This is a genomic window from Rhodanobacter fulvus Jip2 (genome assembly GCF_000264315.1).
Classification (GTDB): Bacteria; Pseudomonadota; Gammaproteobacteria; order Xanthomonadales; family Rhodanobacteraceae; genus Rhodanobacter; species Rhodanobacter fulvus.
On record NZ_AJXU01000036.1, the window covers coordinates 14,965 to 35,018 of the forward strand.

The 20,054-nt window shown below is 67.1% G+C and carries 12 protein-coding genes and 3 pseudogenes; 5 read left to right on the plus strand and 10 right to left on the minus strand.

Annotation, left to right across the window (positions count from 1 at the left end; genetic code table 11):
• The 5 genes from UU9_RS09320 to UU9_RS09340 form a co-directional block, all read right to left on the minus strand.
• A complete protein-coding gene (locus tag UU9_RS09320) occupies positions 1 to 2,649 on the minus strand; it encodes a glycoside hydrolase family 3 C-terminal domain-containing protein (protein WP_050982426.1) in 2,649 nt (882 codons plus the stop codon).
• Positions 2,650 to 2,733: 84 nt separating this feature from the next.
• Complete coding sequence (locus tag UU9_RS09325; RefSeq protein ID WP_007081498.1) at positions 2,734 to 4,413, minus strand: glycoside hydrolase family 43 protein; 1,680 nt, start codon at positions 4,411 to 4,413, stop codon at positions 2,734 to 2,736.
• Positions 4,413 to 5,663, minus strand: a complete 1,251-nt coding sequence (gene manD / locus UU9_RS09330) for a D-mannonate dehydratase ManD (RefSeq protein WP_007081499.1) — start codon at positions 5,661 to 5,663, stop codon at positions 4,413 to 4,415. Before manD ends, UU9_RS09325 begins: the two co-directional genes overlap by 1 nt.
• An 18-nt stretch (positions 5,664 to 5,681) precedes the next feature.
• Complete coding sequence (locus UU9_RS09335; RefSeq protein WP_083838950.1) at positions 5,682 to 7,697, minus strand: sialate O-acetylesterase; 2,016 nt, start codon at positions 7,695 to 7,697, stop codon at positions 5,682 to 5,684.
• Positions 7,698 to 7,699: 2 nt separating this feature from the next.
• Positions 7,700 to 9,877, minus strand: a complete 2,178-nt coding sequence (locus UU9_RS09340) for an alpha-glucuronidase family glycosyl hydrolase (protein WP_425476842.1) — start codon at positions 9,875 to 9,877, stop codon at positions 7,700 to 7,702.
• 161 nt (positions 9,878 to 10,038) lie between these two features.
• Between UU9_RS09340 and UU9_RS09345 the strand changes: the two genes are divergently transcribed.
• A complete protein-coding gene (locus tag UU9_RS09345; protein ID WP_040670694.1) occupies positions 10,039 to 11,115 on the plus strand; it encodes a LacI family DNA-binding transcriptional regulator in 1,077 nt (358 codons plus the stop codon).
• A 278-nt stretch (positions 11,116 to 11,393) separates the two neighbouring features.
• On the opposite strand, the gene xylA is transcribed toward UU9_RS09345, so the two are convergent.
• Together xylA and xylB are read right to left on the minus strand one after the other, a co-directional pair.
• Entirely contained in the window at positions 11,394 to 12,734 is a 1,341-nt protein-coding gene (gene xylA, locus UU9_RS09350) for a xylose isomerase (protein WP_007081503.1), read from the minus strand.
• Between the two features lie 50 nt (positions 12,735 to 12,784).
• A complete protein-coding gene (xylB, locus tag UU9_RS09355; protein WP_007081504.1) occupies positions 12,785 to 14,299 on the minus strand; it encodes a xylulokinase in 1,515 nt (504 codons plus the stop codon).
• Positions 14,300 to 14,884: 585 nt separating this feature from the next.
• Between xylB and UU9_RS17525 the strand changes: the two genes are divergently transcribed.
• Positions 14,885 to 15,034 carry an FAD-binding domain-containing protein gene (locus UU9_RS17525; RefSeq protein WP_237710261.1) on the plus strand — a complete coding sequence of 50 codons (150 nt, stop codon included), beginning with the start codon at positions 14,885 to 14,887 and terminating at the stop codon, positions 15,032 to 15,034.
• Positions 15,035 to 15,095: 61 nt separating this feature from the next.
• On the opposite strand, the gene UU9_RS09360 is transcribed toward UU9_RS17525, so the two are convergent.
• Both UU9_RS09360 and UU9_RS09365 read right to left on the minus strand, forming a co-directional pair.
• Entirely contained in the window at positions 15,096 to 15,854 is a 759-nt protein-coding gene (locus tag UU9_RS09360; RefSeq protein WP_007081505.1) for a MipA/OmpV family protein, read from the minus strand.
• Positions 15,855 to 15,890: 36 nt separating this feature from the next.
• On the minus strand, positions 15,891 to 16,379 hold the full coding sequence (locus tag UU9_RS09365; protein WP_007081506.1) for a TspO/MBR family protein: 489 nt from the start codon (positions 16,377 to 16,379) through the stop codon (positions 15,891 to 15,893).
• A gap of 148 nt (positions 16,380 to 16,527) precedes the next feature.
• On the opposite strand from UU9_RS09365, the pseudogene UU9_RS18380 reads away from it, so the two are divergent.
• A pseudogene (locus UU9_RS18380) lies at positions 16,528 to 17,076 on the plus strand (DUF4142 domain-containing protein).
• Here the strand turns inward: UU9_RS18380 and UU9_RS09375 are convergent.
• Complete coding sequence (locus UU9_RS09375) at positions 17,070 to 17,951, minus strand: alpha/beta hydrolase (protein WP_007081509.1); 882 nt, start codon at positions 17,949 to 17,951, stop codon at positions 17,070 to 17,072. The pseudogene UU9_RS18380 and the gene UU9_RS09375 overlap by 7 nt on opposite strands.
• A 130-nt stretch (positions 17,952 to 18,081) precedes the next feature.
• On the opposite strand from UU9_RS09375, the pseudogene UU9_RS18545 reads away from it, so the two are divergent.
• Both UU9_RS18545 and UU9_RS18550 read left to right on the plus strand, forming a co-directional pair.
• Positions 18,082 to 18,780 (plus strand): annotated as a pseudogene (locus UU9_RS18545) (DEAD/DEAH box helicase); the annotation flags it as partial.
• Between the two features lie 168 nt (positions 18,781 to 18,948).
• Positions 18,949 to 20,054: pseudogene (locus tag UU9_RS18550) on the plus strand (helicase-related protein); the annotation flags it as partial.

Below are 20,054 nucleotides of genomic sequence, written 5' to 3' on the forward strand. Positions count from 1 at the left end.
TCAGTCGACGGTGAAGGATTGCGTGGCACGAATGTCCGCACTGGAGGCCCCGATCTGCACTTCATAACGCCCGGCATCGACGGCGTAGGCCGCCTTTTTGGTGTCGTAGTAGCGCAGGTCGGTGGCCGGTGAAACATCGAACGACACGTCGCGCGTCTGCCCCGGTTGCAGGGTGATGCGCTGGATGCCGCGAAGGTCCTTGTTCGACCGTTCGTGCGGCGTGCCGACGCCGCGCAGGTACAGCTGCACCACTTCGTCGCCAGCGCGCTTGCCGGCGTTGTGCACCTTCACCGTGACGTGCAGCTTGTCGTTCTTGCCGATCTTGTTGTGGTCGAGTTTCAGATCCGCGTAGGTGAACTTGGTGTACGACAGGCCGTAGCCGAACGGGTACAGCGGCTCGCCCTTAAAGTAGCGGTAGGTGCGGCCGTCCATGCGGTAGTCGTCGAACGCGGGCAGCTTTTCGCTGGCCTTGTAGAACGTCACCGGCAACCGACCGGCGGGATCGGCCTTGCCGAACAGCACGTCGGCCACGGCGTTGCCGCCGCGCTGGCCGGGGTACCACGCCAGCAGCACCGCGGGCAGGTGCTGGTTGGCCCAGTCCACCGCCAGCGCGGAGCCGCTGGTCAGCACCAGTACCACCGGCTTGCCGGTGGCTTGCAGCGCCTCCAGCAGCTTGCGCTGGGTGGCGGGCAGGCGCAGGTCGGTGCGGTCGCCGCCGGCAAAGCCGGGGTAGTTGACCTTCATCTCTTCGCCTTCGACGTCGCTGGTGAGGCCGCCGGCGAATACCACCACGTCGGCATCTTTCGCCGCATCGAGCGCGGCTTCGAACGGCGCCTTGGCGCCAGGCATGCGCCAGGCCAGGCGGACGCCGGCGTCGCGTTCCAGCTCCTTGTATTCCACGCGGATGTCGTAGGCGTGGCCGCCTTCCAGCTTCAGCTTGGCCTGGGTGGCGGTGAGGCTGTCGGCCCGTTCCCAGCGGTCGATCACCGGCTTGCCGTCCAGGTACACGCGCACGCCGTCGTTGGCGGCCGCTTCCAGCACGTATTCACCGCTCACCGGCGGTAGCAGCTGGCCGCTCCAGCGGATGGAGAAGTTGTCGCTCGGGACCGCCTGATCCGGCTGGGCTTCGCCGCGGGCGAGCAGGTTGTCGGTGGGCGAGCCGCGATCCCAGTTGAAGCCGATCATCGGGTCCACCCGCACCAGCGCCGGGGTGCCGGACAGGTCGGTGTTGCGGAAATACTCGCCGCGCAGGCCGCGCTCGGCATCACCGGCGGACGGACGCAGGTACTGCGCCTCCACCAGCGGCATGCCGGTGGGATCGCTGCGGCCTTCCACCAGATCGACGCCGCGCGCGTACACCACCTTCGCTTGCGGCGCCGCCTCGCGGATGCCGCGCAGGATCGTCACCGGGTCGGCGGGGGTGCCGTGATAGTTGCCCACCAGGGCCATCACGTCGTCGGCGGTGGGACCGATCACCGCGATGTGCTTGATGTCCTTCGACAGCGGCAGCACGCCGTCGTTCTTCAGCAACACCATCGACTCGCGCGCGGCACGGCGCGCCAGCGCATCGTGCTGCGGCGACTGGTTCACCGAATACGGCACGTCGGACCACGGCACCTTGCTGGCCGGGTCGAACATGCCCAGGCGCATGCGCGCCTGCATCAGGCGGGTGAGCGCGGCGTCGATCTCGCTTTCCTTGATGAGGCCGTCGTGCACGGCCTTGACCAGGGCGGCGTACTCGGTGCCGCAATCCAGGTCCACGCCGTTCTTCACCGCCAGCGCGCTGGCCGCCTCGACGGTGTCGACCACCTTGTGGTGCTTGTAGATGTCTTCCACCGCGCCGCAGTCGGAGACCACGTAACCCTTGAAACCCCAGTCCTTGCGCAGGATCTGCCCGAGCAGGCGCGGGCTGCCGGTGGCCGGCTCACCGTTGACGCGGTTATAGGCGCTCATCACCGCGTCGACGTCGGCCTCCTGCACCAGCGTCTGGAACGCGGGCAGGTAGGTTTCGTAGAGGTCGCGCTCGCTGGGGTGCACGTCGAAATGATGGCGGTCGGCTTCCGGCCCACTGTGCACGGCGAAATGCTTGGCGGTGGCGTCCAGCTTGCGGTAGGTGGGGTTGTCGCCCTGCAGGCCGGTGACGAAGGCCACGCCCATGCGCTCGGTGAGGTACGGATCCTCACCATAGGTTTCCTGGCCGCGGCCCCAGCGCGGGTCGCGGAAGATGTTGATGTTGGGCGACCAGTAGGTGAGGCCTTCGTAGCGGCCATGGCTGCCCTTGCGCTGGAACTCGTTGTACTTGGCGCGCGCCTCGTCGCTGATGGCGGTGGCCACTTCATGCATCAGCGGTACGTCGAAGGTGGCCGCCAGGCCGATCGCCTGCGGGAACACGGTGGCCTGGCCCGCGCGCGCCACGCCGTGCAGGCCCTCGTTCCACCAGTCGTACGCGGCCACGCCCAGACGCGGGATGGCCGGCGCGGTGTTCTGCATCTGCGCGGCCTTTTCCTCCAGCGTCATGTGCGCGACGAGGTCGGCGGCACGATCGTGGAAGCTGCGGCTGAGGTCGCGATAGACCGGCTCGGACGCCGCCGACGGCGCCGCATCGGCCCCCTCGGCATGCGAGGGGAAGACGGGCAAGACCAGGGCCATGCCCAGAGCCACCGCCATTGTCGTGCGGAACATGCCGCGCCACGCCTGTCGCTTCGCCATAGTCATCGTTCCCTTTTGCGTTGCTTATTGGTTGTCGAGTCGACGCGCATACGGACCAACCGTCGCGCCGATGAATCCGCCTGCCACATCGGTACTGAGCAGCGTGCCGTCCACATCACCTTGGAGCCATTTCCAGCCGGACCCGTCATCGTAGGCGAAACCGTAGGCCTTGCCATCGCCGCTGATCTTCAACTTCAACTTGTCCACGCTGGCCGGCAGAACCACGCTGTCGACGACGGCCTTGTCGTCACCGCGATGCATGCGTAGCGACAGGCGCAGATGATCGCCCTCTTGCCTGACGCCGAACGCGTACCAGTAATGCTCGTTCTGGTAGGCCGCGATACCCGCCTCGACGCCAGCCGCCGGCACCGCCAGCGCGGTGCTGGCGTCGAATGCCAGGTGCTGCTGGCGGCGGGCGAGGTAGGAGGGATTCTTCAGCGTGTCCAGATCCCGCGCCAGCGGATGGATGGCCAGCTTGCCGGGATGCGAGGACAGATCCGCCCACGGCTGCTTCGGCGTGCGTGCGAACAGCCACTCGCTGCCCAGCGTGGTGCTGTCGAAATCATCGCGTGCGTCGAAGTTGCCGCTCAACGGCGCCCGCGAGGCATCGCGCTGCATGAAAGCCGGACCCTTCACCACCTGCGGAATCGCGCGGCCGTGGGGCAGGATGATCGGCCAGTCGCCCTTCCATTCGACCGGCAGCAGATAGGTCTCGCGGCCGGTGTTGTAGTGGGTGCCGTCGTAGGCACGGCTGGCCAGAAACACCGCCCACCAGCTGCCGTCGGCCGCTTCCACCAGATCGGCATGGCCGGCATTGGTGATCGCGTCGGGACGATCGGCGGGCAGGTCACGCTGGGTCAGGATCGGATTGTCCTCGTACGGTACATACGGCCCCCACACCGAGCGGCTGCGAAACACCACCTCGGTATGCTGCGGCCCGGTGCCGTCCTGGGCGCACATCAGGTAATACCAGCCGTTGCGCTGATAGATGTGCGGACCCTCGATCCAGATCGGCTTTTTCGCCAGGTCGGTGCCGCCGTTGATGATGACCTGGCGTTTGCCCACCGGCTGCAGCGACACCGGATCGAACTGCTGCAGCCAGATCGCCCGATGGCCTTCGTACAGCGGCTTGCCTTCGGGCTCGTCATTGTTGAGCAGGTAGGCCTTGCCGTCCTTGTCGAAAAACAGCGACGGGTCGATGCCGCCGATGCCTTTCAACCACACCGGATCGGACCACGGGCCGGCCGCGCTTTTGGCGGTGCTGACGAAATTGCCGCCGCTGTCCACTGCGGTGTTGACCACGTAGAACGTGCCGTCGTGATGGGTGATGTCGGGCGCGAACACGCCGCGCGACATGTTCAAGCCGTCGAAGTCCAGCGTGGTCGGTTTGTCGATCACGTGGCTGACGGGCTTCCAGTGCACCAGGTCCTTGCTCTCGAACACCGGAATGCCCGGGTAGTACGCAAAGCTGGAATTGACCAGGTAGAACGTGTCATCCACCCGCACCACGCTGGGGTCCGGATAGAAGCCGGCCAGTACGGGGTTGCGGAAGTGTCCGGCCGGCAGCGGCTGCGCGAACGCACGGTCGTGGCCCTGGTAATCGAACCAGTCGAACAGCACCGGCTCGGCCGCCTGCGCCGCCATGCCGCAAGTGGCCAGCAGGCACAGCAGCAGCGCCTTGAACGATCGGGTCGGCATCGTCATCACCAGTTCCACATCGCGCCGTCCTCGAGGCGCGCGATCGGCAGCTGCTTGGGCTGGTACGGGTATTTCGCCGCCAGCTTCTCGTCGATGGTGACGCCGTGTCCGGGCGTGTCGCCCACGTGCAGGCGGCCGTTGCGCAGGACGTAGTCATGTGGGAACACCGCGTCGGTCTCGTCGGTGTGGAACATGTATTCCTGGATGCCGAAGTTGGGTACCCAGGTGTCGAAGTGCAGCGCCGCGCCCATCGTCACCGGCGACAGGTCGGTGGCGCCGTGGAAGCCGGTGCGCACGCCGTGCAGGCCGGCGAAGTCGGCCAGCCGGCGCAGGTGGGTGATGCCGCCACCGTGCACGATGGTGGTGCGGATGTAGTCGATCAGCTGGTTCTCGATCAGGTGCTTGCAGTCCCAGATCGAGTTGAACACCTCGCCCACCGCCAGCGCCGTCACCGAGTGCTGGCGGATCAGCTCGAATGCTTTCTGGTCTTCGGCCGGGGTGGCGTCCTCCAGCCAGAACAGGCGGTACGGCTCCAGCGACTTGGCCAGCCGCGCGGCCTCGATCGGCGTGAGGCGGTGGTGTGCGTCGTGCAGCAGCTCCACGTCGGCGCCGTGGTCGGCGCGCAGCTGCTCGAACAGCTTCGGCACCACGCCCAGGTAGCGCGGCGTGTTCCAGGTGGTTTCCAGCGGCAACTCGCTCTCGGCCGGCTCGTAGCCCTTGGCGTTGGAAACGCCATAGGCCTTCTTGATGCCGGGCACGCCGCACTGCGCGCGCACCGCCAGGAAGCCCTGCTCGATGAAGCGGCCCACCGCGTCGGACGCCTCGGCGATGTCGCGGCCGTTGGCGTGGCCGTACACCAGCGCGCCCTCGCGCGAGCGGCCGCCCAGCAGCTGGTAGATCGGCATGCCGGCCATCTTGCCCAGGATGTCCCACAAGGCCACGTCCACCGCGGCAATCGCGCTCATCGTCACCGGGCCACGCCGCCAGTAGGCGCCGCGATACAGGAACTGCCAGATGTCCTCGATCTGGCCGGCGTCGCGGCCGATCAGGTTCGGCGCCACGTGCTCCTGCAGGTAGGCAGCCACGGCCAGTTCGCGGCCGTTGAGGGTGGCGTCGCCGAGGCCGTGCACACCCGAGCGGGTGGTGATCTTCAACGTGACGAAGTTGCGTCCCGGACAGCTGACGATGACTTTCGCCTCGACGATCTCGCGATCACGTGCGGAGCCTTGGGCGGTGGTTTCTTGTGTAGTGCTCACGGAATGGGCTCCTTCGAATCAGTGCTTGGAAGTGACGTCGAGCTGGAACGGCACGGCGGGCAGGCCGGCCTCGTCGTACAACGTGCAGAACGGGCTGTCGGCCCAGCAGTAACGCACACGGCTCATGTCACCGGCGGCCGGCGTGTCCAGATGCAATACCACCTTGCCGTCGCGCAGGTCGGCATCGGCGTAATGGCAGCTACCGGCATTCGCACCGCACAGCTCGAAGCCGATCGGATGGTTGGAGCTGTACGCCACCAGCTTGCCGGTGACGTCCTTGAAGCTGACCTCGACCGCATCACCAGCGCGGGTGGCCGACACCGGCAGCGGGCCGGATGGCGGCAGCGACTCGCCGTAGACCACGTGCCGCGCGGCACGCGCCAGGCGACGGCCCAGCTCCTGCTTGTTGGCCGGATGGATGTCGTAGCGCTCACCGATATCGACCGCGACCGCCAGGCCCGAATGCTTGTCTTCGGCTGCGACCAGTCGCTCCGCTTCGCGGACGTCGGCCCAGCCACTTTCCGTCGGATGCGTGGGTGCAGGGCCATAGCTGGAAAGCTGCACGATCAACAGTGGCAGTTGGGCGCCAAAGCGGGCGCGCAGATCATCGCGATAGGCTTCCAGCAGGCGCCGGTAACTGGCGCCTTGGCCGGTGTTGGATTCGCCTTGGTACCACAGCGCACCACGGAGCGCGTAATGACCCAGCGGCGCGATCATGCCGTTGTACAAACCGGTCGTGCCCGAGACCGCCAACCACGGCGCCAGCGGGGGTGTACCCATGCCCTGCGGCACCTCCCGGTATTGCCAGCCGTTGCTGTCCAGCGGAACCGAACTGCCATCGGCAAAGCGCAGTGCGCGCGTGTCGGCGGGACCCATGACACCGCCCGCTTGGTAGGTATTGAGGTCGTTGATCACGATCAGGTTCTTGCCGGCATGCAGCAGGCCGTGGCGAAGCGGGTAGTCGCGCGAACTGCCGCCGTAGCTGCTGCTGCCGACGCCGGTGCCATTGATCCAGGTCTGGTCGACCTCGTCGACGTTGCCCACCGAGAGCGTGGCGGCCTGTGCTGCCTGTTTCGCGGTCAGGGTTACGGTGGTGCGGTACCACAGCATGCCGGTGAAGCTGGCGAGGTCGGGCACGCCCCACTCCTGGTAGTTGATCAACGGCGAGGGTGCCGCTTTCCAGCCGTCTTCAGTTGCGCCGGCCTTCCACGGTTCGTCGCCCTGCTTGACCTGCGGCTGCTTGCGCCACCACGTTTCCCAGATCTTGCCCCACCGGGCGGCGGCAGCCTTCGGATCCTTGGCATGCAGCGCCAGGGTGTCCAGCGCTTCGTCGTAGCCGCCAACCTTGCGCAGCGCCTGCGCGCTGATCCACGGCTCGATGCGCGAGCCGCCCAGCGACGCGTTGATCAGACCCATCGGCACGTCCACCGTCTTCTGCAGCTCGCGCGCAAAGTAGTAGCAAGCCGCGGAAAAATCCGCCACGTTCTGCGGCGTCGTGGGCTTCCATTGCACCGGCGCGGCGAAATGATCCTGCGGCTCGGAGGCACCGGTCTGCGGCACGGTGAGCATGCGGATGCGGTCATTGTTGGCGCCGCTGATTTCGCTGTTCAAATTCAGCGTGCGGCGAACCTGCAACTCCATGTTGGACTGGCCACTGCACAGCCACACGTCACCGACCAGCACATCATGCGCCGTCTGCGTGCTGCCATCGGCGGCGGTCACGCTCAGGGTGTACGGACCGCCGGCCGGCAGTGCCGGCAACATCGCCTTCCAGTGACCCTTGGCGTCGGCGCGACTGGTGGTGGACTTGCCGTCGAAGGCTATTTTCAGCGACGCGTTTGGCTTGGCCTGCCCCCACACCGGAATGGCCGTATCACGCTGCAGGACGGTGTGATCCTGAAACAGGGTGTCCAGCAACACCGGACTGTCGACCGCCGCCTGCGCGACGGTGGCGGCCAGAAGACCGCAAGGCGCCAACAACAGGCAAGCGAGACGGGCGGTCCTGGTGCCTTTGGATGAAGGTGTTTTTGCCATGCTCAATGTCCCGGCGGATAGTGAAAGGAAAGGCTCTTGTAGTACTCGAGCGTGTGCGCGGGCGGCGCGTAGCCGGCCGGCAGCGGCAGATGGTTGAGGCTTTGCCAGTAGGCGATGCTGGCGTCGCGCCACCATTGCGCCTCGTGCTGCTGGATGGCGAGGAACGCGGCGGTCTGCGCGTAGCGTTGCGCATCGACGCGGCCGTCCAGCGTGGCCCAGGTGGCGCGCATCTGCTTCACCTCGTCCACGCCGTGGGTGTAGTGCATCACCAGCGCATCCCACAGCGTATGGCCGGAGCGCATGCGGTAGTCCCACGGCAGGTGGTGGAACCACAGCAGGTAGGCGTCGGGCGTCGATTTCAGATTGTTGAACTCCGCGGCGACCGGCGGCGCGTACTGGTCCACTGCGTCGCTGCCCTTGCGGGTGCGGTCGAAGCCGATGCCGTTCTTGTCGGCGCGGTGGTAGTAGACCGGGTTCCAGTCCGCACGCGGCAGGCTGTCGTCCCACGGCGCGGGGCCGTAGTGGTGGCCGGCGCCCATCAGGTGCGCCAGGCCCAGCGGCGTCATGTAATCCACCGCCGCTTCGCGCGAAGCCATCATCATGCCCACGATGGGTTTGGCCACCGCGTCGTCGGGTGCGAAGGTCATCCGCGCCCAGTCGTCGGCGATGGCGCGGGCGGATTGGGTGGGATCCCAGGCCAGACGGCCAAACGCGTACCAGTTGGCCTGGTCGAACACCGAGCCGCTCCAGTCGCGATCGGTGCCGATATTGGCCACGCCGGCGATGCCGGTCAGCGCATGGCCGTCCAGTTGGCCATCGACCACCTTGGCCACGGTGGAACCCTTGCCCTTGGCGTAGGTATCCGCGCGCAGCACTTCCTCCCACATCGGGCCGAGGTAGACCAGGTGCGTGGCGAAGCCCAGGTATTCCTTGGTGATCTGGAATTCCATCATCAGCGGCGTCTTCGGCATCGCACCGAACAGCGGGCTGAACGGCTCGCGCGGCTGGAAATCCAGCGGGCCGTTCTTCACCTGCAGCAGCACGTTGTCGCGGAACTGGCCGTCCAGCGGCTTGAACTCGTTGTAGGCCTGCTTGGTGCGGTCGTCGAGGTCGTGCTCGGAGTAGACGAAGGCGCGCCACATCACGATGCCGCCGTGCGGCGCCAGCGCGTCGGCCAGCATGTTGGCGCCGTCGGCGTGGGTGCGGTGGTAATCCTGCGGGCCGGGCTGGCCCTCGGAATTCGCCTTGACCAGGAAGCCGCCGAAGTCGGGGATCACGCGGTAGATCTCATCGGCCTTGTCGCGCCACCACTTGCGCACGGCGGGGTCGAGCGGGTCGGCGGTCTTCAAACCACCGATCTCGATCGGCGCGCTGAAACGCGCGCTGAGATACACGCGGATCCCCCACGGGCGGAACACGCCAGCCAGCGCCGCCACCTTCTTCAGGTAGGCGGGCGTGAGCACCAGCGGATCGGCGTTGACGTTGTTGAGCACGGTGCCGTTGATGCCGATGGAGGCGTTGGCGCGGGCGTAGTCGGTGTATCGCGGGTCGAGGTAATCGGGCAGCTTCCACCAGTCCCAGATCGAGGCGCCGGCATAGCCGCGCTCCACGCTGCCGTCGAGGTTGTCCCAGTGATCGAGTACGCGCAGCTTCACCTGCGGCCGATCGCGCAGGTCCAGCCCGGTGGCCGGATGCCCCGTCTGCAGCAGGCGCAGGAAACGGAAGCTGCCGTACAGCACGCCGATGTCGTCGTTGCCGACGATCGCCGTGGCCGTGTGGCCGTTCACCACCACGCTCTTGATCAGGTAGCCCTCGCGTCCCAGCTCGCGGGTGTCCAGATGCAGGCCGGCCACGACGGGCGACGAGGCCGGGGTGCCGACGATCAGCGCGCCATCGCGGCTGACCGCGCCGGACAGTTCCGGCGCCTTGCCGAGCAGGCCGCCCAGGCCACGGATGAGTTCGCCGCTGGCAGCCTTCGCGGTCGGCGAGCCTGGCCCTGCGACCAATTGCACGGCCTGGCGGGTATCGATACCCGCCGGCGCGGTGGTGAGCGCGTGGTAGCGCAGCCACAGATCATGGCCGTCCTCGGCGTGGGCGCGCCCGGCGCCCAGGCACGCGAACAGCACCGCCACACCCGCGACCAGCAGGCGCGAGCCAACGCCCGAACGGCTACGATTCAGCCCGTGGGGCCTGCGCCGTGAACGATGATTGGCGTCACAACAGAATGTTATCGCTAACATATGCAAACATGCGCGCATGGCTGGACCTCGTGGGGATGGGGATCCGGGAATCTGGCAACGGGCCCGCGCAATGCGACGCGCACTGCTGAAAGGAAACGGCATTGAAGACAACAGGCAAGAAATCGGCTCGCCGGAAAGGGCGCGCCGTCACCATCGACGAGGTAGCGGTTCTCGCCGAAGTATCGCCAATGACGGTGTCGCGGGTGGTCAACGGCCATGCCAAGGTGCGTGAATCGACCCGCGAAAAAGTGATGCAGGCCGTGCGCGAGCTGGGCTACGTGCCGAACCAGGCGGCCAGTTCGCTTGCCGCCGCGCAGGACGTGCGCATCGCGCTGATCTACACCAACCCCAGCGGCGCCTACCTGCGCGAGCTGTTGCTGGGTGCGCTCCACGGCGCGGAGCGCACCGCCGCGCAACTGGTCATTTCCAGCTGGGAAACGCTCGACCCCACCGCCGAGCGCAAGGCCGCGCGCGCGCTGGCCAAGAGCGTGGGCGGAGTGATCCTGCCGCCGCCGCTGTGCGAATCCAAGGTGGTGATCGAGGAACTGACCAAGGCCGGCGTGCCGGTGGTGGCGGTGGCCTCCGGCCACTTCATCCACGACATCTCCAGCGTGCGCATCGATGACTTCCTGGCCAGCAAGGAGATCGTCGAACACCTCATCAGCATGGGTCACACGCGCATCGCCTGCATCAAGGGCCATCCCAACCAGATGGCCAGCCAGCGCCGCTTCGAGGGTTACCAGGCCGCGCTCAAGGAAGCGGGCATCGCGCGGGATGCCGAACTGGTGCAGCAGGGCTACTTCACCTACCGCTCCGGGCTGGAAGCGGTCGAGAAATTGCTGTCGCTGCGCAAGCCGCCTACCGCGATCTTCGCCAGCAACGACGACATGGCCGCGGCGGCCGTCTCGGTGGCGCACCGACGCGGATTGCGGGTGCCGCTGGATCTGTCCATCGTGGGTTTCGATGACACCTCGGCCGCGACCACGGTCTGGCCCGAGCTCACTACCGTGCGCCAGCCGATCTCCAGCATGGCCGATTCGGCGATCGACATCCTGCTGCGCGCGATCCGTCGCAACGGCAACGAAACCCGCGTGGTGGTCGATCAGGTGGTGGCGCACCAGCTGGTGATGCGCGGCTCCGTGGCGCCGGCGAAGACGGCCGCCAAAACGCGCAGCTGAGGCAACCGCGCGCATCGCGCCTTGGCGCGACGCACCCTTGCGTGTCGTGCCGGCGGATGAAACGGGACGCCGCGGGCCGGAAGCCACGCGGCCGACGGCATCGACCGGTGTTTCCAGCCCCGCATCTGCCCGCGACGAATGAACGATGCCGCCGGGCATGGCGCGCGTGGCGCCATGAATATCCATTGCCATGTCCACCCCTCGGTCCGTGCCGCCCCGGATTGCCCGTGGTGTCACACCGTGCCGCCGCCCCTGCGGCGACACGGGTGGCTTGGGTTTCAGCGCATCAGGTACTGGTTGATCAGGTTCTCGTAGCGCTCCTGCTTGCCGCTGCGCTGGGTCGGTTCGCCCTGGGCAACCGCCAGGTCACGCAGCGAGGCCAGGTCGAGCTTGCCTTCGGCGAAGTCCTTGCCCTTGCCGGCGTCGAAGCTGGCGTAACGCTCGGCGCGCCATTTCTCCCACGGCGAGACATTGAGCAGCGAATGCGCCACTTCCAGGCCGCGCGCGAAGCTGTCCATGCCGCCGACGTGGGCGATGAACAAGTCATCGGCATCGGTGGATTCACGACGCACCTTGGCGTCGAAGTTCAGGCCGCCCGGGGCCAGGCCACCCTGGCGCAGCACCACCATCATGGCGCCCACGGTGTCGTACAGGTCGCTGGGGAACTGGTCGGTATCCCAGCCGTTCTGCGCGTTGCCGCGGTTGGCGTCGATGCTGCCCAGCATGCCGTGGTTGGAGGCGATCTGCAGGTCGTGCTCGAAGGTGTGGCCCGACAGCGTGGCGTGGTTGGCCTCGATATTGAGCGAGAAATCCTTGTCCAGGCCGTTCTGCTTCAGGAAGCCGACCACGGTCGAGGAGTCGAAATCGTACTGGTGGTTCATCGGCTCCATCGGCTTGGGCTCGATCAGGTACTTGCCCTGGAAGCCGATGCTGCGGCCGTAGTCACGCGCGGCCGTGAGGAACTTGGCGAAGTTGTTGAGCTCGCGCTTGGTGTCGGTGTTGTGCAGCGAGGCATAGCCTTCGCGGCCGCCCCAGAACACGTAGTTCTCGCCGCCCAGCTCGACGGTGGCTTCCAGCGCCGCCTTGATCTGCGCCGCCGCGCGCGCCACCACCGCGAAATCGGGGTTGGTGCCCGCGCCATTCATGTAGCGCGGATGGCTGAACAGGTTCGCCGTGCCCCACAGCAGCTTCATGCCGGTGGACTGCTGGCGCTCCTTGGCCAGCGCGACCATGTGCTTGAGGTTCTTCTCGTACTCGCCGATGTCATCGGCATCCGGCGACATGTCGATGTCGTGGAAGCAGTAGTACGGCACGCCGAGCTTGGTGAAGAACTCGAACGCGGCGTCGATCTTGTCCTCGGCACGACCCAGCGCGGTGCTGGCGTGCTTGTCCCACGGATACACGCGGGTGCCGGGGCCGAACGGGTCGTGGCCGGCGTTGCAGAAGCTGTGCCAGTAGCACGCCGCGAAACGCAGGTGCTCGGCCATGGTCTTGTCGCCGACCTTCTTGTTCGCATCGTAGTGCTTGAACGCCAGCGGATTGTCGGAGCCGATGCCCTCGTAGGGGATGGCGCCGATGCCGGGGAAGTACTCGCGTTTGCCGATGAAGGGGGTGCTCATGATGGTGTCCTGGTGGATAAGTGAAATGGATATGTGGAGTCGAGAAAACTTCAGCCGTCGTTCGTGACGTTCCCGCTGGCGTGGCTCGCCACGGCGGCTTCCAGATGACGCGAGAAGTGGCCGTAGTGACTGCGATAGGCGGCGGTCGCAGCCGGATCCGGACGGGTCGAGAGCGCCGGATCGAGATGAACATGCTCGGTGGCCAGGGCGGCGATATCCGCCTGGCCACCCGCGGCGTGGTCCAGCGCCCACAACGCCTGCAAGGCGGCGCCGAAAGCCGCGCCTTCGGCTTGCGTGGGCACGTCCACCGGCAATTCGAACACGTCGGCCACCATTTGTCGCCACGCGGCGCTGTGGCTGCCACCGCCGGTGAGGCGGATGGCGTCGAAATGCAGGCCCGCGGCGCACAGCGCGTCGTAACCATGGCGCAGCGCGTAGGTCGCCCCTTCCATCGCGGCGCGATAAAGGTTGGCGCGGTTGAGGTTGGCCGTGTCCATGCCGTGCAGGCTGGCGCGGGCGTGCGGCAGGTCGGGCGTGCGTTCGCCATTGAAGAACGGCAGCATCACCAGACCGTCGGCGCCGGGCGTGGTGCCGGCCAGCACCGTGTCGCCATCGCGGCTTTCGAAGCCGAACGCGCGCGCCACGTTTTCCGTGGCCACGGTGCAGTTCATGGTGCAGATCAGCGGCAGCCAGCCACCGGTGGACGAGCAGAACGCCGCCCAACTGCCGTTATCGTCCACCACCGGATGGTCGGCGTGCGCGAACAGCGTGCCCGAGGTGCCCAGGCTCATGCTCAACACGCCGGAGGCCACGTTGCCGGTGCCGATCGCGGCCATCATGTTGTCGCCGCCGCCGGCCGAGACGCGCACGCCGTGCGGCAGGCCCAGCTCATCGGCAATCACGTCGGAAATGGGGAAACTGGCATCCGCCTCGACCAGCGGCGGCAGGCAGGCGGCCAGGTCGCGCTGCGCATCCGTGGCGGCCAGCAATTCCGGCGACCACTGACGCGTGCGCACATCCAGCCAACCCGTGCCCGAGGCGTCGCCGTATTCCATCCAGCGCTCGCCGGTCAGCCAGAAATTCACATAGTCGTGCGGCAGCATGATGCTCGCCAGCTGCCGGTACACCTCGGGCCGGTGCTTGCGCGTCCACGGCAGTTTCGAGGCGGTGTAACCGGCCAGGATCGGGTTGCCGGCCAGCGCCACGGCGCGCAACGGACCGCCCACGGCATCCATGATCTCGTCGCACTCGGCCTGGGTGCTGGTGTCACACCACAGCTTGGCCGGCGCCAGCACCTGACCGGCGGCGTCCACCGGCACGAAGCCATGCTGCTGGCCGGACACACCCAGCGCCACCACGCGGGCGCGCAGGGCCGGATCCAGTTTGGCGAAACAGGCGCGGATCGCGTCGATCCACCACCGCGCTTCCTGCTCGCGGCTGCCATCATCCTGCGCCACCAATTCCAGCGCATGGCTGTGCGTGGCCAGCACCTCGTGCGCCACGGAATCGTACGCAACGAGCTTCACGCTCTGGGTGCCTACATCAAGTCCAACGACCAAGCTCATTGCGGTTCTCGCGGGTTAGGGTGTTAGCGCTAACATTCATATAAACAAAAAAATGCCCGTCTGGCAATATGCCCCCAGATTCAACGCCCGCAGGCGGAAAAGGACGCAACCACGGACTTTACCCCACCCGGCGGAAATTGCATGCCGCAACGCAAAATCTCCCGCATTCACCGGCACGCCGTGTCGTGGTGATTCCGGAACGCTGCGGCTATCATGGCGAGACGGGCCTGTAGCTCAATGGTTAGAGCAGGGGACTCATCGACATGGTGCCGCCACGGCGTAATCCGTGGATGGAATCGGGATGAATTCAGGGAAACCTCAGCGGCGCGCAACGCGGCCGGTGGCAACCCTGAGCCAAGCCGCCGGTACACCGGCGGAAGGTGCAGAGACTACCTGAGGGCTTCAGTGCCCTTGATTACAGGCTCGAGCGTCCCGCACCCCACCTGCCCCGCCTCGCGCATGGGCAGAGGGTGAAGAGATAGTCCGCTCCGGAGGGAAACCTTCGGCACAAGCGAATCCCTTGGTTCCAGGTTCGAGTCCTGGCGGGCCCACCAAAAATTCGTCCGTCGGTGTCTATCCAACCCACTGACCCAGGCGAAGAAGTTCGACCCCGACGCTCACTACCAACGCCGCTGGCTGCCGGCACTGGTGGATGCGTCGCGGGCACTGCTGCAAGAGCCGTGGAAGGGGCGCCAACCTGCCCCAAGCGCAGCGGTTACCCGGCGCCGATGGTAGGCCTGGGCGAGCTCCGACAACGGGCGCTGGACGCCTGCCGCGACTTGACGCGTGGCTTGCCTCAGAACCGGTACGACACGCCGATCAACAAGGTACTGGTGGAGGATGCCGATACCAGCGGGCTATCCGCGATCCGCGATGGCAGGCGCTGGTACCGCGCGGCGCCCCACAACGCCCAGCGTCGGTTCACCGGGGCCATCACATTGACACCGAGTTCGGGCAACAGCGAGCTGGAAACCGCGTACGCCGCGGGTGCACCCTGCGCCACTTCGCGCGGGCGGATTCCGTAGTAATAGTCGGCCAGATCCCGTGACCACCAGCGCACGCCGGCCTTGGGCGTGATGCGCACTCGCCCGAGCATGAACGGATAGCCGTACTCCAGCGCCAGCTCTTGTCCACCGCTGCGATTCAACGCGTCGGTCAGCGCACTGAATTCCAGTTTGCCCGCGTCGCCGGACAGTGTCATTACGGCGCCGAGGTCGACGCTTTCGCGGCGGTCCTCCAGCCCCGGAATGGGGATGTCGTCGCGATCGAAGCCGTCAAGTCGCGCTTGCGCCACCACATCCAGTTGCATCCCTTCGTGCTGCCACGCGTGCCAGCCCAGTTGCAGGCCGCGAAAGAAAACGTGATCGCCTTCGTAGCCCACGGCAGGGACTACCAGGGTGCGGTTGACGTCACCGATGTAGCCACCGTCACGCACCAAGGCGATCGCGCCCACGTTCCAGCCGTTGGCAGGCGGGCGGCGAGCCGCATCCTGCGCATGGGCGCAGGCCAAACCCAAGGAGCAGGCGGCGGCTAGCAAAAGTCGTCGGATCGGCATGCGAGAAGCTCCAATGGCGCGAAGGATCGATCCGGGTCAACCCAGGATCTGCGGATTCAAATGCCATACCGCGAAGTTCAACACCGCAGCAAAACTCACCCAGCCCAGGTAGGGAACCAGCAACATGCCGGCCAGCGGTCGCACGCGCCAAAAGCCCACCAGGGTGGCCACGATCAGCAGCCACAGCAGCACGATGTCGACAAAGGCCATGGCCCCCTGATGCCACGCGAAGAACAACCAGCTCCACAAGGCGTTGACCACCAACTGCACCACGAACGAACTCAACGGCCCGCGTTGCCGGCGCCATCCTCCCTCGCGCCAGACCAGCCACGCGGCGATCGCCATCAACGCATACAGCGCCGTCCACACCGGGCCGAACCACGACGACGGCGGCGCCCAGCCGGGTTGTGCCAACTGGTGATAGAACGCGGCCGCCTGCGCCGACGCGATCGCACCCGCCGCGGCAGCGGCAAAGCAAAGCAACAGCCAGCCCGCCAGGCCGGCAATCTGTTTTGTGCGTGACATGGTTTCTCCGGTTCTCCAGTGTTGTCACAAACACCGCGGCGATGGAATGCCACTCTTCGCACGACCGGCGGTGACGGGATGTGAACCGGTCATGTCGATGGGGCGCATGCACACAACCAGGTCATCGTGGCCCACTTGATCCCATTTCATGCAGCAGGCGGCCAGCGCCGGCGTCGCCGAGGTGCAGCTGGGCCAGTTGGCACTGACCAAATCGGACAACGACGCGGTGAAGGCGCTGGCGCAACGCATCGTGGACGACCACACCAAGGCCAATGCGCAGCTGAAGACGATTGCCGACAGCGAACAGATTGCCCTGGCGACGCCCGCTGACGCGGCACGGGACGAGGCGGCGCGGCTACGCGCGCTCGATGGCAGCGCTTTCGATCAGGCGTGAGCGAAAACCATGGTGGACGACCACGAGAAGGCGGTGAAGCTTTTCAGCGCTGAAGCGGCCGCGTCCGGCGACAGCCGGTTGCGCCAGTTCGCGCAAGCCACCTTGCCCGCCTTGCGTGCGCATCTGCAGTCCGCCAAGCAGTTGACGGCGGTGTCCGACGCGCGCGACAAGGCGATGGAGCATGCGACAACGATGGACGGCGCGCCGGCGCACCAGTCGCCGACCAAGCCGGCCAGCGCCGATGAAACGCCGTTGAACGCACCGCCATCCAGCGTGCCGGCTGCCGCAACCCGCACTCACTGACGATCGGGCACCTGCCGCTGCAGCCAGTCGCCCAACTGATGCAGCACCTGGCTGCGACCCGGTTCGGCCTCGTTGAAAAGCTCGTGGTACAGCATCGAGAAAAAGCGCGTGGTGAGCTGGCCGCCGGCGGTGGCGGCGCGCGAGAAATCGCTGCTGCCGGAGGGGTCGACCAGCGCGTCGCCGCCGGAGACCAGCAGCAGGGTGGGAACGTGCAGCCGCGCGGCATCGGCGATGCTGGAGGCGCCGGCGCGAAAGATGAAGTCGGCCAGCCGCGGGGTGATCCAGCCGTGGCGCAGCGGATCGGCGCGATACGCGTCGACCCGCGCCGGGTCATGCGAGGTGCGGCCGAAGCTCAAGCCGCTGCGCAATGGCAGGTTCGGCGTCACCCGCGTCAGCACGCGGGCCAGGGCGCGACGCCAGCGCGGTTCCCAACTGCGCAGCGCGGGCGAACTGAGGATCACGGCGCCGGGGGCGATGCGGCCATCCAGCACGCTGCGCGTGACCACCACGCCGCCCATGCTGTGGCCAAGCACCAGCGGTACGCGGCCCAGCGCGTGGGCGTAATCGCGATGGATCGCGGTCAGGTCCTCCAGCAGATCGTCGGCGTGGCGCAGCGCGCCGCGGCGGCCGGGCGTCCGGCCGTGACCGCGCTGGTCGTAGCTGCGCACGGCGTAGCCACGGGCGTTCAGCCATTGCGCCAGCTCCGCGTAGCGCCCGCCGTGCTCGCTGAGGCCGTGGACGATCAGCACGGCGCCGCGCGCCTGGGCCAGCGGCCAGTCGCGCACGAATATCGGTTGGCCGTCAGCCATCGTCAGCCACGATTCCACGGCTTGCGCATCACCCTGATGCGACGCCGGTTGCAGCGGTTGCTTCACCCCATCCTCCCGTGCTGAGCTTCCATCGCCAGCCAACGACCCGCGGCGGCGAAACCCTGATAGTGACATGGGGCGACGCCGCCGCGCGCGATCCGATTGAGCACTCCGACGCCGTCCCCATATCTGACCGATGAGCTCCTCTGTGCCCACGCAGCACCCGCCGCCGAGCCCTTCCCCGCTGGATGATTTCCACCCGGCGGTGGCGGCCTGGTTCCGCCGCACGTTTCCGGCGCCCACGGGGGCGCAGGCGGCGGCGTGGCCGTCGATCCGCGCCGGCAACCACACCCTGGTGGCGGCGCCGACCGGATCGGGCAAGACGCTGACCGCCTTCCTGGCCGCCATCGACGAACTGGTGCGCGAGGGCGTGGCGCACGGCGGCGTGCTGGCCGATGCCACCACTGTGGTCTACGTGTCGCCGCTGAAGGCGCTGTCCAACGACATCCACATCAACCTCGACGCGCCGCTGGAAGGCATCCGCGCGGAGCTGGAAAAGCTGGGCCTGCCCGACGTGGCGATCCGCACCGCCGTGCGCACCGGCGACACGCCGCAAGCCGAGCGCAACGCGCTGCGCAAACAGCCGCCACACATCCTGGTGACCACGCCCGAATCGCTGTACGTGCTGCTGGGCTCGGCCTCGGGCCGCGCGATGTTGGCGGGCGTGCGTTCGGTGATCGTGGACGAGATCCACGCCATCGCCGGCAGCAAACGCGGCTCGCACCTGACCTTGTCGCTGGAGCGGCTGCAGTCGCTGTGCCAGCGGCCGTTGTTGCGGATCGGGTTGTCGGCGACGCAGAAGCCGATTGAGATGGTTGCCGACTTTTTAGTCGGGGCCGCTCTTGCTCCTCCCCCTGCTTGCAGGGGGAGGCTGAGAGGGGGTAACGCTTTTGATCTTGAAGCGAAGAGCACCCCTCCCCAACCCTCCCCTGCGAACAGGGGAGGGAGCAAAGCCGCCGCTCTCGCCTCTGCCCCTGCGCGCAGGGGAGGGAGCACGGCGACAATCATCGACGTAGGCCACACCCGCCCCCGCGACCTCGCCATCGAAGTGCCGCCGGTGCCGCTGGAAGCGGTGATGTCCAACGACAGCTGGGAGCTGGTCTACAACCGGTTGGCGCAGCTGGTGCAGGCGCATCGCACCACGCTGATCTTCGTCAACACGCGGCGCATGGCCGAGCGCGCGGCGCGGCATCTGTCCGAACGGCTGGGCAAGGAGATCGTCGCCGCGCATCACGGCAGCCTGGCGAAGGAGCAGCGGCTGGACGCGGAGCAGCGGCTGAAGCGCGGCGAGTTGTCGGTGCTGGTGGCCACCGCGTCGCTGGAGCTGGGCATCGACATCGGCGAGGTGGACCTGGTCTGTCAGCTCGGCTCGCCGCGCTCGATCGCCGCGTTCCTGCAGCGGGCCGGCCGCTCCGGTCACAGCATCGACGGCACGCCGAAGGCGCGGCTGTTTCCGGCCACCCGCGACGACCTGGTCGAATGCACCGCGCTGCTCGATTGCGTGCGCCGCGGCGAACTCGATGCGCTGATCATGCCGCCCCAGCCGATGGACGTGCTGGCGCAACAGATCGTGGCCGAAGTCGCCTGCCAGGAATGGAGTGAGGACGCGCTATACGCGCTGGTGTGCCGCGCGTACCCCTATCGCGATCTTTCGCGCGAGGATTTCGATGCCGTGGTACGCATGCTGGCCGAGGGTTTCGCCACCCGCCAGGGTCCGCGCGCGGCGTACATCCATCGCGATGCGGTGCATGGCCAGTTGCGGGCACGGCGCAGTGCGCGGCTCACCGCGCTCACTTCCGGCGGCACCATCCCCGACACCGCCGATTACAAGGTGGTGCTGGAACCGCAGGCGATCATCGTGGGCACGGTGAACGAGGATTTCGCCGTCGAGAGCATGGCCGGCGACATCTTCCAGCTGGGCAACACCAGCTACCGCATCCAACGCGTGGAGCGGGATCGGTTGCGGGTGGAGGATGCGCGTGGCGCGCCGCCCAGCATTCCGTTCTGGCTGGGCGAGGCGCCCGGGCGCAGCGATGAATTGTCGTTCGGTGTGTCACGCCTGCGCGAGGAAATCGCCGCCTTGCTCGAGCCCCTCTCCCGCTTGCGGGA

What these genes read in the sequence shown, in the direction of transcription:
- UU9_RS09320 (WP_050982426.1), bottom strand. Translation starts at nt 2,649, where the DNA reads ATGGCCCTGGTCTTGCCCGTCTTCCCCTCGCATGCCGAGGGGGCCGAT.
- UU9_RS09325 (WP_007081498.1), bottom strand. Translation starts at nt 4,413, where the DNA reads ATGACGATGCCGACCCGATCGTTCAAGGCGCTGCTGCTGTGCCTGCTG.
- UU9_RS09335 (WP_083838950.1), bottom strand. Translation starts at nt 7,697, where the DNA reads ATGGCAAAAACACCTTCATCCAAAGGCACCAGGACCGCCCGTCTCGCT.
- xylA (WP_007081503.1), bottom strand. Translation starts at nt 12,734, where the DNA reads ATGAGCACCCCCTTCATCGGCAAACGCGAGTACTTCCCCGGCATCGGC.
- xylB (WP_007081504.1), bottom strand. Translation starts at nt 14,299, where the DNA reads ATGAGCTTGGTCGTTGGACTTGATGTAGGCACCCAGAGCGTGAAGCTC.
- UU9_RS09360 (WP_007081505.1), bottom strand. Translation starts at nt 15,854, where the DNA reads ATGCCGATCCGACGACTTTTGCTAGCCGCCGCCTGCTCCTTGGGTTTG.
- UU9_RS09365 (WP_007081506.1), bottom strand. Translation starts at nt 16,379, where the DNA reads ATGTCACGCACAAAACAGATTGCCGGCCTGGCGGGCTGGCTGTTGCTT.